The sequence below is a fragment of the Lysinibacillus agricola genome (genome assembly GCF_016638705.1).
Taxonomy (GTDB): Bacteria; Bacillota; Bacilli; order Bacillales_A; family Planococcaceae; genus Lysinibacillus; species Lysinibacillus agricola.
This window is the reverse complement of the sequence record NZ_CP067341.1, coordinates 222,741-239,827: the sequence shown is the minus strand read 5'-3', so window position 1 is coordinate 239,827 and position 17,087 is coordinate 222,741. Positions and strand designations below refer to the sequence as shown.

Below are 17,087 nucleotides of genomic sequence, written 5' to 3'. Positions count from 1 at the left end.
GCATAGATAAAGCATTTCTGCCCTATCTATGCCTTGTTAATATTTAATTTACTAATTGATTTGTCAAAAGAATACCATCCTGTACGACAACTCGACCATTTTTAATTACAGTATTTGTATGATTCATGCCGTAGAAATATTGCAACTGCTTGTAATTGGCAACATCCAATATAATGACGTCAGCTTGTTTGCCCGCTTCAAGAGAGCCAATTTGATGTCCACGGTTAAGTGCATACGCTGCATTAATAGTTGTCGCCGTTAACACTTCCTCTAGTGTCATACCCATATGCATACAAGCTAAATTCATAATAAAGGGCAGACTCATCGTTGGGGATGAGCCGGGGTTAAAGTCAGTTGATATAGCTACAGGTACCCCTTCATCAATCATTAGGCGTCCTCTTGCAAATGGTGCACGTAAGAAGAACGCTGTGCCAGGTAGCAACACGGCAATCGTGCCAGCTTCAGCCATTTTTTGTATACCCTCATCAGAAGCTACTAGTAAATGCTCCGCCGAAATCGCCCCTACTTCCGCAGCTAGCTCCGCTCCCTTATAAGGCTCAATTTCATCTGCATGAATTTTCGGTGTTAACCCCAACGCTTTTCCAGCTTCTAAAATGCGTTGTGATTGCTCTGGCGTAAATACACCTTTTTCACAAAATACATCATTGAATTCTGCAAGGTTTAGCTCTGCCACTTTCGGTAGCATGTCGTGAATGACTATATCCACAAATTCATCCTCACGTCCTTTATAGTCACGTGGCACAGCATGCGCCCCCATAAAGGTACTAACGACATCAATATCGTGTGTGGCTTGCAATTTCCCAGCTACCTCAAGCTGTTTCTTTTCGGTTTCCCAATCCAAGCCATAGCCTGATTTTGCCTCAACCGTTGTGACACCATGCTTTAAAAACACATCTAAATGATTCATCGTTTTTTTATATAAATCATCAAAGCTAGTTTCTCGTGTACGCTTTGTTGTGGCATGAATCCCGCCACCCGCATTCATAATTTCCATGTATGTGGCACCATTGAGTCGCATATTAAACTCCTGCTCACGTGTACCTCCATGAACTAAATGCGTATGACAATCGACGAGACCCGGCATAACAATCTTACCTGAGGCGTCAATAACTTCAGCCACCTTTACAAGATCAGGGAAATCCGCTTCTAGTTGTGCAATTGGCCCAACTGCAATAATGCTATTTCCCTCCATTAACACACTACAATTTTCCACTATTGCAATGTCACGCATCTGTTCTTTTGTACGAGGACCTTCTACGGCACTTTTTAACGTTATCACTTCATTGGCATTTTTGATTAAAATCGTCACTTAGCATCATCCTTTAGCATCGGTATATGCACACCTTTGTTCTTTGCTGTATTAATGGCAATTTCATAGCCAGCATCTGCGTGACGCACAACACCCATTCCTGGATCGGAAATTAACACTCGTGCAATCTTCTCTGCAGCTTGCTCAGAACCATCCGCTACTAGCACTTGACCAGCATGTTGAGAATAACCCATACCTACACCACCACCGTGATGCACACTTACCCAACTAGCACCACTTGCTGTATTAACAAGTGCATTTAGAATTGGCCAATCTGATACTGCGTCAGAGCCATCAAGCATACCCTCTGTTTCACGATTTGGCGATGCAACAGAGCCTGAGTCTAGATGATCTCGACCAAAGACAATCGGTGCTGATAGCTCACCATTGGCAACCATTTCATTAACCTTCAATGCAAAACGATGACGATCGCCATAGCCTAACCAGCAAATTCGTGCCGGTAACCCCTGCCATTTCACCATTTCTTGCGCCATATCAATCCAATTTACTAGACCTTCATCTTCAGCAAACATTTCTTTTGCAAGTGCATCTGTTTTATAAATATCCTCAGGATTACCTGACAGTGCAGCCCAACGGAATGGACCCTTACCCTCACAGAATAACGGACGAATATACGCTGGAACAAAACCTGGGAAATCAAAGGCATTTGTTACACCCATCTCTTTGGCATAAGCACGAATATTATTACCGTAATCAAATACTTCTGCACCTGCTTGTTGGAAGTCAAGCATTGTACGAACATGCTCAGCCATCGTCTCTTTTGCTCTTCGCTCATACGTCTTTACATCACTTTTACGCAGTTCAAGTGCTTCCTCAAACGTCATGCCATTTGGAACATAGCCATTTATCGGATCATGGGCAGATGTTTGGTCAGTTACAAAATCAGGGGTAATTCCTCGGTTCAACAGCTCACGATTAACGTCTGCACAGTTGCCAACAAGACCAATCGACGCAGGCTCTTTTTGGTCACGTAGTTTATTGACTAATTCAATCGCTTCATCTACTGTCTCCACAAGATAATCACAGTAGCCCTCTTTAATTTTACGTTCAATTCGAGCACGATCCACTTCGACTACTAAAATGACAGCGCCAGCCATTTTCCCAGCTAAAGGCTGTGCACCACTCATGCCACCCATACCACCTGTAAGGATGAATTTGCCACGTAAATCTGCCGTGCCAAATACTTTTTTGCCTGCCTCTACGAATGATAAATATGTTCCTTGTAAAATGCCTTGTGCGCCAATATAAATCCAGCTACCAGCCGTCATTTGACCGTACATCATTAAATCGCGGTCCTCTAACTCATAAAAATGCTCCCAATTTGCCCATGCTGGCACTAAATTAGAATTCGCAATTAATACACGTGGTGCATGTTCATGCGTACGGAATACAGCTACTGGTTTCCCCGATTGAATCAGAAGTGTTTCATCATTCTCTAATTCTTTTAACGACGCAATAATTTGCTCATAGCTCTCCCAATTACGCGCCGCTTTACCGATTCCACCATAGACGATTAGCTCATCTGGATTTTCTGCTACTTCAGGATCTAGATTGTTCATTAACATACGCATTGCAGCTTCTTGCGTCCAACCTTTACAAGATAATTCATTCCCACGTGGTGCACGAATATTTGTTTTGACTACCATAAAAAAACACGCTCCTTTAAAATAGTAAAAATGCTATTGGTGTTACGATGATTAAAGTTAATACGACACGCTCAAACCAAATGAGTAAAATTTGGCGCAATGTCAATGGAATTTCAGATGATAAAATAAGTGGAATAACGGCTGAAAAGAACAAAATTGCCGATATTGATACAACTGCCACAATAAATTTCGTTACAAGTGTTGCTTGTGTGACAACAAGCGCTGGTAAAAATACTTCTGCTAACGATAATGACAGCGCTTTCGCTGCTAAATATGGTTCTGGAACTTGTAACACATATGTGAATGGGACAAAAATATACGCAAGCCAATCAAAAATTGGTGTGTATGTTGCCAGTACAAGGCCTAACAGACCAATTGATAGAATCGACGGAATAACCCCCATCGCCATGATGAAGCCATCCTTTAAATTCATCCATAAAATTTTAGATAAAGGTGGATTTTGCTCAACCGCATCCATCGCTTGACGCCATGCTTCTTTAAAACGGTCCTTCTTAACAATCTTTTCTGGCATCGGCGTCGTACCCTTGTAGTATTCATCCTTCATGGAACGAAGTGGATAAATGCGCGCCGTTAACGCAGTGACCACGAATGTTACAACGAGCGACACCCAGAAAAACGCATTCCAATGCTGCATAATATCAAGCGTACTTGCAATGACAACCATAAACGTTGCAGATACAGTCGAAAAACCTGTTGCAATAATCGCAGCTTCCTTCGCTGTGTAGCGACCTTCCATATAAACACGGTTCGTTAAAAGTAAGCCAACCGAATAACTGCCGACAAATGAGGCCACTGCATCCACTGCTGAACGTCCCGGTGTTTTAAAAATAGGCTTCATAAACGGCTGTGTTAAAACACCGATGTATTCAAGCAGCCCATAGCTAACTAGAAGTGCCAAAAACAAAGACCCGATTGGAATTAGAATTCCCACTGGCTTAACAAGCTTCTCCAGCAAATACGGGCCGATACTTTCATCCGCTAACCATGCAGGAGCTATATTGAAAATTAACATAGTCCCCGCAATCATACCGCCCACTTTAAAGATTGACATCACGATATTGACTATCGACTTATTCCATTTCTTAGTAAGGAATGGATGAATCGCTCCACCTACAAGCATTATGAGTACGTATGCAGTTACAAGCAGTGGTGCTTCGGCGCGAATAAAGTTCACAATGTGATCAATTAAAATTGTATTCTTGCTTTGCCATTCAAACGAGATGAAAAAACTAAATATTCCGACTAAACTACAGGCAATCATCTTGAAAGCGGAGGAGACTCGAAAATTCGAGTCTTGCCTCAGCTCTTGTTGTTGAAATTCCATCCTATTCCCCCCATGGAAATGCTCTTTCTGAAAGAAATCCCCAGTTCATCCGAACAAGTTGAAAGATTTTTTGGATTTTCTCTAGGAAGTTATCGCCTTAAAGCTTACATATACTCATTCAATAGAACATCACTCGTTAATAAATACTTTGCAAGCGCTTCAATTTCATCGCCGATTGGTTGATCCGCTAACAGTGGCGGGCAAAATTCACGCACTTTTTCTAAATACTTTCGCGTTGTTGGAGATAATTGCTCTTCTGCCTTATCTAAATGAATCGCCTGTGATGCACAAATCATTTCTATCGCAATGACACGAGCGGCATTATGGACGATCTGGCGTACTTGGCGAGCTGATGTCGTACCCATGCTCACATGATCCTCTTGGTTACCTGATGTCGGTATAGAATCTACACTTGAAGGATGTGCCAATACTTTGTTTTCGGATACGATAGAGGCCGCTGTATATTGAGCAATCATTAGTCCACATTCAATACCAGGATTTGTCGCTAAAAATGGTGGCAAACCTTCATTAAGCTGGGGATTAACCATACGTTCTGTACGTCGCTCCGAAATATTAGCCCATTCACATACACCGACTTTTAAAAAGTCCATTGCTAATGCAATTGGTTGGCCGTGGAAATGCCCACCAGACAATACGTCACCATTTTCTAAAACAATCGGATTATCTGTCGTTGCATTCATTTCAGTTTGCACGCGATCCTCAGCATAGAAAAATGACTGCCATGAAGCACCATGCACTTGTGGAATGCAACGTAGTGAATAAGCATCCTGCATACGGATTTCACCTTGCTTTGTCACACGTTTACTTCCATCAAGCCACTTACGGATTCGTCCTCCAACAAGCTCTAATTCCGGGTGTGGCCTTACCGCCAAAAGCGCTGGATCAAATGCGGAAGTAATACCCTTCAGTGACTCAAGCGTTAAACTTGCTGCCATATCTGCCGCTAGCCCAATACGCTCTGCCTCGTTCACTGTTAAAACCCCGATACCCGTCATTGCTTGGGTACCATTTACAAGCGCTAGCCCTTCCTTAGCCTGAAGTCGGACAGGCGTTAGTCCAGCTTGCTGTAACGCCTTACTGCCACTCACAATCTCTCCATTAAACTCTGCCTTGCCTTCACCTACTAGCACTAAAGCCAAATGTGATAACGGCGCTAAATCTCCACTTGCTCCAACCGAGCCTTGAGACGGTACAATTGGATGTATTCCCTTATTTATAAAAGCCAATAGTAGCTGCACTGTTTCTAGGCGAATCCCTGAAAAACCACGCGCTAAAGCATTGGCACGCAAAACCATCATTGCACGTACAACATCTGTTGGGAACGGTTCACCAACACCTGTTGCATCTGAGCGCAATAAATTCAACTGTAAAAGCTCAATGTCTTCCTCTTCAATCTTTATATTACTTAGCTTCCCAAAGCCTGTATTCACACCATAAATTGTTTGCCCCTCAGCTAAACGCTTTTCAATTCGTTCTCTACTTAAACGTACACGCTCCACACTTTCAGCTGATAGCGCTACCGTAGAACGACCTTTTACAATTCCCTCTATTTGCTGTCTCGTTAATGTACTGCCATCGAGCTCGATGATAGACTTCATAATGACATCCCCCTGTTCCCTTTATAGCTATGTAAAAATGCTTTAATTAATTTCGCCTTGGCGTAATTGTGCTGTCGCTTTGCTTTCGCGCAGAAAAGATTTGCCGCTGTCGCTTCGCTTTCGCGCAGAAAGGATTTGTTGCTTTCGCTACAAAAAGCTGAATGAAGATAAATAACAATTACTCTAATCTCATTGTACAAACTCTTTTTTTCAGAAAATAGAGAATTTTAAAAGAGGAAACATGAATTATTTCAGATTTTTTGTTATTTTTAATAATATAATAGTATTTTTTTACGAAACTAGATAATTTTAAGGAAGGATGATTGTCATGAGGTTGTTATTAATTGACCGAGATTCCACTGAGCTTTCAGGTATTCGTTGGTTTTTACATACGTATTTTCCCGGAGATGTAACGATTGAAATATGTACAACTATTGATGAGGCTCCTCAATGTATCCAGCAATTTGAGCCTGAGGTAATACTGCTGAATATCGACTTATTCTCAAATAATCGTTTAACTACACTTTATCGTGTTTTACAAAAATATTCAGGGACTATTCTAGCTACGACGACAGAGCCATTATTTAAAAATGCATTGAAAGCAATTGATTTACAAGTCGCACATCTTTTTGTTAAGCCCATTGATTTAGAAGTATTAAAACAAAAACTCACCGCCATTTCTCTTCATACACCAAAGGCACAAGAAGTGTACCAAGAAGCTACAGATGAATCTTTTTACTACCAACTATTTTTAGGTAGTAAAACTAGTTCTATAGAGACAAATATACATTTCACAATGATCGAGCCTGAGCATTCTGAAATATTTAATAAGCTGTACAACTGGCTCCAGCAAACGCCTATTTATTATCATATGAAGATTTATCCTTTATCAGATAGAATCGTCTGCTTATTTCAAACGGAAGATTTAAAAATCGTAGAAAAGGATGTTCGTACACTAATGAAAGAATGGCGATTAACAAACAATAGCTCTTTAAATATTGGAATTTATGATAGGGAACCTACAACCATGAAGAATATGTATACCTTAACCAAGCGTGCACTGCATCAAAGCTTTTACGAAGGCTATGGGCACATTTTTTATGCGAGCAAACAGTTTGAGACACAGCCCCTTGATCCTTTGCTAACACCAGAGGAGCAGCAATTACTTATAAGAAGTTTAGAGGATGGGAATCTTGAAGCCGTCAAAGCATTTTTATATCGACTATCTAATGAAGGAATTTATTACGAGCAAGATGACTTACGTATTCATCTAACGAGTGTTTTGGCGCAAATTCGACGCTTTATGCTGAAGTATAAATTAAATGAGAAAGCTGCCATTGAACAAAATTATCGTCAGCTTTTTCATTTGATTATTGAGCATCCTATATTTTATACCATTCTAAATGGCATCATATCATTCACACAAAAACTTATTGAATTAGCTCGGGAGGCACGTACTGAGAAACGAGCTGACTATGTAGAACTAGCAATAGAAATTATCGATCAACAATTTCAGGATAGCGAGTTATCTTTACCCTTCGTTGCGCATAAATTGGGGATTAGCCCTAATTATTTAAGTACGATCTTTTCAAAGAAGCAAGGCTTGCCATTTAAACGTTACCTACAGCAAGTGCGAATTCAAAATGCCACAAAAATGCTTGTAGAAACGGATTTTGTTATTAGTGAAATTGCCTATTTAAATGGTTTTGATGATCCGAATTATTTTATTAAAATTTTTAAACAGCACATCGGCATTACTCCTAATCGTTATCGTAAAGCTTAAAAAGTAGTAAAGATTTTTCAATTAGCATATTTTATTTTCAATGAGAATAGATAAACAAAGAAATTCACTTTAATTTAAGCATCTATTCCCTACAAGCTATTATTAAATAATTCTCGAAAATGTTTTGAAAAGCTAAATTTGCGGCAAATACTATTCATAAACCCTTCAAATCTAGCATATATTTATAGTCTGTATCTAAATATAGAAATTCTTTAACGATAATTATTATAATTTACTAGAAATTCTAGTTTATATTTGTTATAGTTATTGATGAAGAGTTTGACTCACAATTTTTTCTTCAGGAGGTAAACTAATATGACAAACCAAAATGATCGTAGCCGTCGTTTTACAACAGCAGGTGGCGCTCCAGTAGTAAGCAACCACGATTCAATGTCAGCAGGTCCTCGTGGCCCTCTATTACTTCAGGATGTATGGCTAGTTGAAAAATTAGCAAACTTCAACCGTGAAGTTATTCCTGAACGTCGTATGCACGCCAAAGGTTCAGGTGCATTCGGTACTTTCACTGTAACGCATGATATTACTAAATATACAAAAGCAAAAATCTTCTCAGAGATTGGGAAGAAAACTGAAATGTTTGCACGCTTCTCCACAGTTGCGGGTGAGCGTGGTGCAGCGGACGCTGAGCGCGATATTCGTGGCTTTGCCCTTAAGTTCTATACTGAAGATGGCAACTGGGATTTAGTTGGTAACAACACGCCTGTATTCTTCTTCCGTGATCCATTACACTTCACAGATTTAAACCACGTGGTAAAACGTGACCCACGTACAAATATGAAGAACGCTAATTCAAACTGGGATTTTTGGACTTCATTACCAGAAGCACTTCACCAAGTAACAATTGTTATGTCTGACCGTGGTATTCCGTCTGGTTACCGCAATATGCATGGTTTTGGTTCTCACGCTTATAGTTTTATTAATGCTGAAAACGAGCGCGTATGGGTGAAATTCCACTTCCGTACAGATCAAGGCATTAAAAACTTAACAGGTGCTGAGGCTAATGAGGTAGTCGGTAACGACCGTGAATCTTCACAACGTGATCTATATGAGGCCATTGAAAAAGGCGATTTCCCTAAATGGAAAACGTACATTCAAGTAATGACAGAGGAACAAGCTCGTGAATTACCATATAACCCATTCGACTTAACAAAGGTATGGTATAAAAAAGACTTCCCATTAATTCCTGTGGGCGAATTCGAGTTAAACAAAAACCCGGACAACTACTTTGCTGAAGTTGAGCAAGCAGCATTTGCACCATCTAACATTATTCCTGGTGTTAGCTTCTCACCAGACAAAATGTTACAGGGTCGTATCTTTGCATATGCAGATGCACAACGCTACCGTTTAGGTGTGAACCACTACGCGCTCCCAGTAAACGCACCAAAATGTCCATTCCGTACATTCCACCGCGATGGTGCTATGCGTTTCGATGGCAATCTTGGTTCAACTTTAGGCTATGAACCAAATAGCTATGGTGAATGGGAGCATAATTTAGACTATAAAGAGCCTGAATTACGTATTGACGGTAACGCTGGCATCCACGACTTCCGTGAAGATGACAACAACTACTTCGAGCAGCCGGGTAAATTATTCCGCCTAATGACTGCCGAAGAGCAACAACGCCTATTCGAAAATACGGCTAATGATATGGCATCAGTTGAAGAGTTCATCAAACGTCGTCATATCCTTCACTGTTATTTAGCTGACCCAGCATATGGTGAAGGTGTAGCGAAAGCTATGGGTCTTTCATTAGAGGGTATGGATCTTTCAAACCCATACGAAAAACAAGCAACTAACGTTTAATTTTCCACTTATTCTTATTATTGATATCCAAATCCAACTTTTTCTCCATGTGAAGCGCAACTTCGCATGGAGCTTTTTTTATTTTAATGACAAAATGAGGGCTCATCACCATAATGTGTGGTTGATTTCCGTTCCGACTGGGCGCTTTCCCGGGGCGTCGGGCCACCACTTTTGGTGATGAACCAAAATGAAGCTTGTGTCTAATTTGATAGACACAAGCCCGCTTAATAATTATTGATAAATTTGACTGCCTGCCTTTTTAAATTCCTTTGCCTTTTCCTGCATACCTTGGTGGATCGCTTCAGTCGTATTTAAGTCTTTTTCTTTTGCATAATTACGAATATCCTGTGAGATTCTCATACTACAAAACTTAGGTCCACACATTGAACAAAAGTGCGCAGTTTTCGCCCCTTCTGCAGGCAATGTTTCATCATGATAATCCACTGCACGCTCTGGATCTAGCGATAGGTTGAATTGATCGCGCCAACGGAATTCAAAGCGCGCCTTAGATAGTGCATCGTCACGCTGCTGTGCTCCAGGATGCCCTTTCGCTAAATCTGCCGCGTGTGCAGCAATTTTATACGTAATCACCCCTACACGAACATCCTCACGATTTGGTAAGCCGAGATGCTCTTTAGGCGTCACATAACATAGCATTGCCGTACCAAACCAACCGATCATCGCAGCACCAATAGCCGATGTAATATGGTCATAGCCAGGCGCGATATCTGTTGTTAGCGGCCCTAAAGTATAGAAAGGAGCTTCCTTACACACCTCTAACTGCTTGTCCATATTTTCTTTAATAAGATGCATTGGCACATGCCCTGGTCCTTCTACCATCACCTGTACATCATGCTTCCAGGCAATTTGCGTTAATTCCCCTAGCGTTTCCAGCTCCGCAAACTGAGCCTCATCATTTGCATCTGCAATGGAACCAGGACGTAAACCATCACCTAAAGAGAAGGCAACATCATATGTTTTCATAATTTCACAGATTTCTTCAAAATGTGTATATAAGAAGCTTTCTTGATGGTGATATAAACACCACTGTGCCATAATCGAGCCTCCTCGAGATACTATGCCTGTTACACGATTAGCCGTTAATGGCACATAGCGTAGCAGAACCCCTGCGTGAATCGTGAAGTAATCAACACCTTGCTCGGCCTGCTCAATCAACGTATCACGATACACCTCCCACGTTAAATCCTCTGCCACACCATTTACTTTTTCTAGCGCTTGATAGATTGGCACCGTTCCTACAGGCACCGCGGCATTACGAATAATCCATTCACGTGTCGTATGAATATGCTTACCAGTCGACAAATCCATAATGTTATCAGCACCCCAACGTGTCGCCCATGTCATTTTTTCTACCTCTTCCGCAATAGAGGATGACACTGCTGAATTTCCAATATTAGCGTTAATTTTCACGTGGAAGTTACGTCCAATAATCATTGGCTCGGCCTCAGGGTGATTAATATTAGAGGGCAAAATTGCACGCCCTGCCGCGATCTCTGAGCGCACGAATTCAGGATCCATATTTTCGCGAATCGCTACAAATTCCATCTCTGAAGTAATAATTCCCTTTCGTGCATAGTGAAGCTGTGTTACATTTTTACCTTTCTTCGCACGTAAAGGCTTTCTAGATAAATCCGGAAAAACATTTTCATTCATTCGTGGATCATCAGCTTTGCGGAATCCATTATCTTCTGGCTTGATTGTACGACCTTCGTATTCTTCGACGTCACCTCGTTCTTTGATCCATGCACTACGTAAAGCTGGCAATCCTTTCGTAATATCCACCTTATACTCAGGATCTGTGTACGGGCCACTCGTATCATAAACACGTACTGGCGCATTTTCCTCTTCACCAAAGCTACCTGTCGTCGGACTTAAAGCAATTTCACGCATTGGCACTAAAATATCTGATCGAGATCCTTCTACATACACTTTTTTACTTCCATCAAAACTTGACATAATCGTAATATTCTTATCGCTAACTGTTGTCATAAACTACTTCGCTCCCTTTTCCATTTATACAAGGACCGAATCTAGCTCACCCAAACAAAAAATCAATTTCGCCTTGGCGTAATTGCGTCGGATTTTTGAATTGTGCCCGCACAATTCATTCCTTTTAAAATCCGTGACATCCGCCGGAGGCTTGTCTTCATTCAGCAGGTGTTTGGGCACCCACTGATAAGGAATCTTAACCGCATACATCTCATCACTCGCAAAGATAGGAGTCTTCTGCTGAATGAAGACAAAAAGCCGAATCCAAAGAAAATTTTGGATCCGGCTAAGAATGTAAAGGTATAGTTATTGCAAAAAACAGAGAGTGCAATAATGATTAACTTTCCCACGCTGGTATGAGCCAGATCAGGTCCAAAGGGTCAAGAAACCTCTATGCGTTTCCCTCTCAGCCTGACTCATCAGACTCCCCTAGTTAGTGCTATTAAGTTTGATGCTAGTGTAGCAGATATTGCTAATAGATGGAAGCTTCATTTGAATATTTTCGGCTCATCATCATAAAGTGTGGTTGATTTCCGTTCCGGCTGAGCGCTTTCCTGGGGGCGTCCGATGAGCCGTTTGGGGCAACAGGATGTTGGTCACGAAGGCGTTATCACAGGACGTGATGCTTTTAGCCTTCGTTCCCCTACTTGCTCGCTCCAGGGTCTCATCTGTGACGCTAATCCCCAAGGAGTCGCCCAGCCTCCACTTGGCATACGTTTTAAAAAATATAATCCCTAACTTTTGGTGATTAGCTTATTTTTAAAAATCAGAAGGAAAGCCGCTTACTCCAGATGGCTGTCACTTCTTCCGAATAACATCCAGCCGTTAGGTAAACAACAGTTCCGCTACATAAATTACAATCGTCACTGTAATACAGCTTACAATTGTTGAAAATAAAACCGTTTGTGCAGCGGTTGTCGATTCCACACCATATTCTAATGCCAGACTAGAGCTATTTCGTGATGTCGGAAAAGCACTAGCTATAAAAAGTGATTGTGCCACGACACCATCTAAGCCAAGTACAAAAATGATAAGTAAAGCTACAGCTGGTCCTATAATTAGTCGTGTAAAACAGCTAATGAATACTGTCTTATTGAACATTGATTTAATTTCAAGCTGTGATAGTTGAGCTCCTAATGTTATTAGGGCTACAGCAATAAAGCCATCTGCCACATGGTCTACCGGAATTTTTATAAACTGCGGAATAGTAATATTAAAATAGTTCATTGCCACACCAATTATAAGCGCATGGATAATAGGCATTTTGAGAAAGTCTTTTACAATAGACATGCCCGATTTTGTTGAAGAAATTAAATTGTACAAGCCATATGTATAGGTCGTCATATTTTGAAATATTACGAGAATGACCTGAATCGCTACTCCAATCGGCTGTGTTACGAAAATCATTTGCGCGACCGGAATACCATAGTTGCCTGAATTAATAAGGACAACACTATTTTTAAACACTGCAGCCTCTGTTTTTACTAAACCGAGCCCCTTTGCTATAAAGTGACTAAGCACCATTTGACTTCCTATAAAGAGTAAAATAAATAACGCAACTTCCCCAAGTACAGACAGCTCTATGCTCGTTTCATATAAATTCACAAAAACAGCTGCTGGCATGAAGCAGTATGTAATAAGCTGAGATAGCGCCTTTAAATTAAAGCGAAATTTCTTTTGTAAAACTGCACCAAGTACTAGAAGTATTAAAATAGGAGCTACAATTTGGAAGAAAATCATACCGAGATACGTCATAGCGAGTCCCCCCTTCCTTTCCTATAGTATTGCTGTTTGTAAACTCGGTCAATGTACTTCAGCGTTCACTCATCCTGTCTTTTTCATCATGTTCAAACAATAGCAAAGCGCTCTTGGAAGGATGATTTACCCTTTCAAGTTACGAGTTATTAAAATAATAGAAGAAAAAAGGCCTATTATTGCATTAAATTAATATAGTAAAATAACCCATTTGCGCACTAAACTGAAGAAATGTATGATATATTATCCATTAAATACAATGATTGGGGCGACAAAAATGAAGAATAAAGTATTTTCTACTTTTATGGCTACCGCTATTACAGCAACCTTAATTGTGCCTGTATCAACTGCGAATGCCACTTCTAATGATGTATCTTTAAACCACTCAGTTCAAATCGACGGGCAAGTAGCTGCCGCCAAAACAAAGGGACAAAATGTTACTATTACCAGCATCGCTAATGATAAAGTACGCACATCCAATGGCCAATTTAAAATTAGTAAATCATTGAAGCCCCTCTTAAACACATCCAATAATGCTGCATTGGCGAATGCTGAAGCAACTATTATCGTAAAGAACGGTGAAATTACAAGCATTACATCACTAACACTAACTAAAGGTGGAACAAAAAATAAAGCGTTAGATTTTGATGGCGGCGACGCACAAATTGCTGGAAGCCTAACTGTAAATGCAGATTATGTAAAAGTTCAAAATGTCACTATTGAAGATGAGCTTATTGTAACTAATCGTGTGAAGAAGGCCATTACAATTGATGACGTTGCTATTGGGGATACAATTACTTTTAGACCTTTATTGACTAAAAATAATAATTGGTTAAATGTTTCTCTAAAAGATATTAAATCTCCAAACATTAACTTAAAACGCACTAAAGTAAGTGTGACTTCTGACAAAACTATTTCGAAAGTCGACGTAGTTGGTAAAGTTACTGCATTTGAAGTAACGGCCAATGTTGATAAACTAACTATCGATGTTGAGAAAGATTTCACCCTTTACGGAAAAGGTACAATTGAGCAAGTGGTTGTCAAACATGGGGCAAAGGTGGCATTAAATTCTGGGCATCTAGTTAACAAAGTGCAGGTGGATGATAAAAAAGCCTCTGTGACATTACCTGTTTTGAATAAAACGGAGCTTAGTAATTTAGTAGCTTCACCTCCATACGTTGCAGTATCTGTTAATGGATATGACGTTTCAGCAACTGAGAAATGGACACCGCAGGCTGAACGTACAGCATTCGAATCTGCCGTAAGCAGCGCAAGAGCAGTAGTTAATAATTCTTACGCCTCTCAGGAACAAGTAAACAATGCGATTACACAGTACAAAAATGCATTAAACATTTATCGAGCTGTGCAAAAAAACGGAACAAAATATGTCTATGGTGATAAGTCTTCACTACAATCGATGATCTATTCTGTTCAGTATGTAAAGGTTTCTTTGAACAATGGTAATGATGTAGCTTCTTATGAACCTTGGACGACTCAAAGTGAGAAAGATGCTCTAACCTCTGCCGTTTCATCTGCTCAATATGTTGTAAATAATTACTATGCAACACAGTCTGATATCACCAATGCAATTAGCAATTTAAACTACGCTATCACAATTTATAAGAATGCACAAAAATATGGCACTTATCTATATAATGCCGATCGATCTGGCCTTTTTTCACTTATTAACTCTGTTCAGTATGTAACCGTTTCTGTGAATGGATCTGAATTATCCTCCAATGTAATTTGGACGACGCAAAGTGAAAAAGACGCTCTAGTTTCTGCTGTTTCATACGCACAAGGTATTGCAAACAATAGCTCCTCGTCTCAGTCAGAAATTTCGTCTGCATACCATTATTTATATAATGCTATTTCAACATATAGGAGTAATTATAAATCTGGTGTGAATCATTGGCATTACGTTGATAAATCTTGGTTAACATCACTCATTAACTCTGTTCAGTATGTAAAAGTTTCTGCGAATGGCGATGGATCTGATATCCCTTATTATGAACTATGGACAACAGAAAGAGAAAAACGCAGTCTAGAAAAAGCAGTTCAACACGCTCAATCCGTTGCCAGTAACGTCTATGCCTCTTCATACGAAGTGACAGATGCTATTAACAAATTAAACAAGGCCATCGACATCTATAAAGATGCTCAACGTTCAGGTAAACAATAAATATTGAAAGGACTTGGCACAAAGCCAAGTCCTTTTCAAACTCAAAAAATCAATTATGCCTCAGGAATCGTGGCGTCGGCTTCGATAACAATGAGTCTTTCCGTCACTTTGATTTCTATCCGTCACTTCGGCAGTTCTTTCCATCGCTTTAAGTTCTATCCGTCACTTCGGCGGTTCTTTCCAACGCTTTGACGGTTCTATCCGTTTTATACTACATAACAACAGGCTAGAAAGTTTTTTTAGCCTGTTGTTTCTTTTATATAAGCAATATTGCCTCTGTATAGGTTTTAAAATCACTTAAATGATTCTCAATAATTGCTTGAAGTATATCTAAATCAATAGCTTGATAATCATGCACAGCAATGTTTCGGAACCCAACCATATTCATTAATGATTTTGCTAATACATGGTCAATAATGTCTTTTTCCTCAAGAAACTTGAATGCTTCTCGGCTCGTTTTAGGTAAACCAAGCTTTAAATCACTAGTAATATGCATTGCCAAATCAATACTAGCTTCACACGCTCGTTGAATATTCAAAACAATACTATCCTGCTTCGTAATGTCTTGCAAATTCTCAGGATTACTACCATACACCTCGTTGACGCGCTTCACACAGCGTTCAATGGTAGCAATCTTATTTAGAACAACATCATTATTCACCATAGACACTACCCCTCTCTTCAATTGCCTTCAGAATTCCCGCACGTTGTTCATTTAACGTCACATACATTGATAGAGCCTTCATTCGTTCTTTAATAAAGGTGTTTTCATCTTGGCAATCAATGACCATACCACTTGAAAAAATTTGAGCTGCAAACACTGTATCAACAGTTTTCATATCAACTAAATCAACATCAACATTACAAAACTGTGCAATTTCTCCCGCTACTAAAAAACGTTCATAACCTGAGAGAGGCTTATCTGCAAAATACGCAATATCTAAATCACTATCTTCACGTGCCGAGCCATGCGCATAAGAACCAAAAACAATAACAAAAGCTGGTTTAACAGCTGAGGCTAACTTTTCAACAACTACCTTTTGCCAGTTTTGTTGCAAATTAAACACCTCCGCTCCTTCTTAGGATTATTATAACAAACTCTACCCTTAGTATGAGGAGTCTATCCGTCACTTTGATCATTTAAAAAAGCAGGCTAAGATTTCCCCTAGCCTGCTTTTTTATATCTTATTTTGAAAGCTGCTCATTCTCATCTTCATCGATAAAGTATGAGTGTGATTTCGCTGCTTCCTCAATTTCTTTAAAAAGCTTTCACATCTGGGAAGCTTGGTGTTGTCACGCCGTTTAATGGACCGCGTTCAAACATGCGATTCATCATGACCACAGCTTCCACTTTCGCCAATATCACCTGTTTTTATCACTAAATTTTCGTTAATCTTTCAGACTCTCTAAGTACATAAGACACACAGAGTTAAAAAAATCACACAACCTATCTACCTATTCACCTAAAATATACATAAAAAAATCCTAAGCTATGATAAAATTGGTTTATCAACATATATTAGGATATTTCCGTCTACACAAGACTCTTTTCGGCAGGTGAACAATAATCCACTT

Annotated in this window: 12 protein-coding genes and 1 riboswitch; of the genes, 3 read left to right on the top strand and 9 right to left on the bottom strand. The window is 39.9% G+C overall.

Annotation, left to right across the window (positions count from 1 at the left end; all coding sequences use genetic code 11):
- Positions 1 to 43 precede the first annotated feature (43 nt).
- The 5 genes from hutI to FJQ98_RS01095 all read right to left on the bottom strand — a co-directional run bounded on the left by hutI (position 44) and on the right by FJQ98_RS01095 (position 6,161).
- Complete coding sequence (gene hutI / locus FJQ98_RS01115; RefSeq protein ID WP_053592607.1) at positions 44 to 1,330, bottom strand: imidazolonepropionase; 1,287 nt, start codon at positions 1,328 to 1,330, stop codon at positions 44 to 46.
- Positions 1,327 to 2,997, bottom strand: a complete 1,671-nt coding sequence (gene hutU / locus FJQ98_RS01110) for a urocanate hydratase (protein WP_053592608.1) — start codon at positions 2,995 to 2,997, stop codon at positions 1,327 to 1,329. The genes hutI and hutU overlap by 4 nt, the downstream gene beginning before the upstream one ends.
- A gap of 16 nt (positions 2,998 to 3,013) precedes the next feature.
- Entirely contained in the window at positions 3,014 to 4,342 is a 1,329-nt protein-coding gene (locus tag FJQ98_RS01105; protein WP_053592609.1) for a YjiH family protein, read from the bottom strand.
- 104 nt (positions 4,343 to 4,446) lie between these two features.
- Positions 4,447 to 5,961: a histidine ammonia-lyase gene (gene hutH, locus FJQ98_RS01100; RefSeq protein WP_053592610.1), complete on the bottom strand. Its 1,515-nt coding sequence runs from the start codon at positions 5,959 to 5,961 to the stop codon at positions 4,447 to 4,449.
- Positions 5,958 to 6,161: a hypothetical protein gene (locus FJQ98_RS01095; protein ID WP_143114548.1), complete on the bottom strand. Its 204-nt coding sequence runs from the start codon at positions 6,159 to 6,161 to the stop codon at positions 5,958 to 5,960. Before FJQ98_RS01095 ends, hutH begins: the two co-directional genes overlap by 4 nt.
- A gap of 128 nt (positions 6,162 to 6,289) precedes the next feature.
- Between FJQ98_RS01095 and FJQ98_RS01090 the strand changes: the two genes are divergently transcribed.
- Together FJQ98_RS01090 and FJQ98_RS01085 are read left to right on the top strand one after the other, a co-directional pair.
- A complete protein-coding gene (locus FJQ98_RS01090) occupies positions 6,290 to 7,744 on the top strand; it encodes a helix-turn-helix domain-containing protein (RefSeq protein ID WP_201406599.1) in 1,455 nt (484 codons plus the stop codon).
- Positions 7,745 to 8,059: 315 nt separating this feature from the next.
- Positions 8,060 to 9,565, top strand: coding sequence for a catalase (locus FJQ98_RS01085; protein ID WP_053592612.1), 1,506 nt, complete (start codon positions 8,060 to 8,062; stop codon positions 9,563 to 9,565).
- 231 nt (positions 9,566 to 9,796) lie between these two features.
- Here the strand turns inward: FJQ98_RS01085 and thiC are convergent, their stop codons facing one another.
- Both thiC and FJQ98_RS01075 read right to left on the bottom strand, forming a co-directional pair.
- Positions 9,797 to 11,575 (bottom strand): phosphomethylpyrimidine synthase ThiC, encoded by a 1,779-nt coding sequence (gene thiC / locus FJQ98_RS01080; protein ID WP_053592613.1) that lies wholly within the window; start codon positions 11,573 to 11,575, stop codon positions 9,797 to 9,799.
- Positions 11,576 to 11,901: 326 nt separating this feature from the next.
- Positions 11,902 to 12,016: riboswitch (TPP riboswitch) on the bottom strand.
- Between the two features lie 384 nt (positions 12,017 to 12,400).
- Positions 12,401 to 13,330, bottom strand: a complete 930-nt coding sequence (locus FJQ98_RS01075; protein WP_053592614.1) for an AEC family transporter — start codon at positions 13,328 to 13,330, stop codon at positions 12,401 to 12,403.
- A gap of 277 nt (positions 13,331 to 13,607) precedes the next feature.
- Here FJQ98_RS01075 and FJQ98_RS01070 point away from each other — a divergent pair, with 277 nt between their 5' ends.
- On the top strand, positions 13,608 to 15,512 hold the full coding sequence (locus FJQ98_RS01070) for an FIVAR domain-containing protein (RefSeq protein ID WP_158002947.1): 1,905 nt from the start codon (positions 13,608 to 13,610) through the stop codon (positions 15,510 to 15,512).
- A 256-nt stretch (positions 15,513 to 15,768) separates the two neighbouring features.
- On the opposite strand, the gene hepT is transcribed toward FJQ98_RS01070, so the two are convergent.
- A complete protein-coding gene (gene hepT / locus FJQ98_RS01065; protein WP_053592691.1) occupies positions 15,769 to 16,173 on the bottom strand; it encodes a type VII toxin-antitoxin system HepT family RNase toxin in 405 nt (134 codons plus the stop codon).
- Positions 16,166 to 16,579: a type VII toxin-antitoxin system MntA family adenylyltransferase antitoxin gene (gene mntA, locus FJQ98_RS01060; RefSeq protein ID WP_246494262.1), complete on the bottom strand. Its 414-nt coding sequence runs from the start codon at positions 16,577 to 16,579 to the stop codon at positions 16,166 to 16,168. Before mntA ends, hepT begins: the two co-directional genes overlap by 8 nt.
- Positions 16,580 to 17,087: the final 508 nt, after the last annotated feature.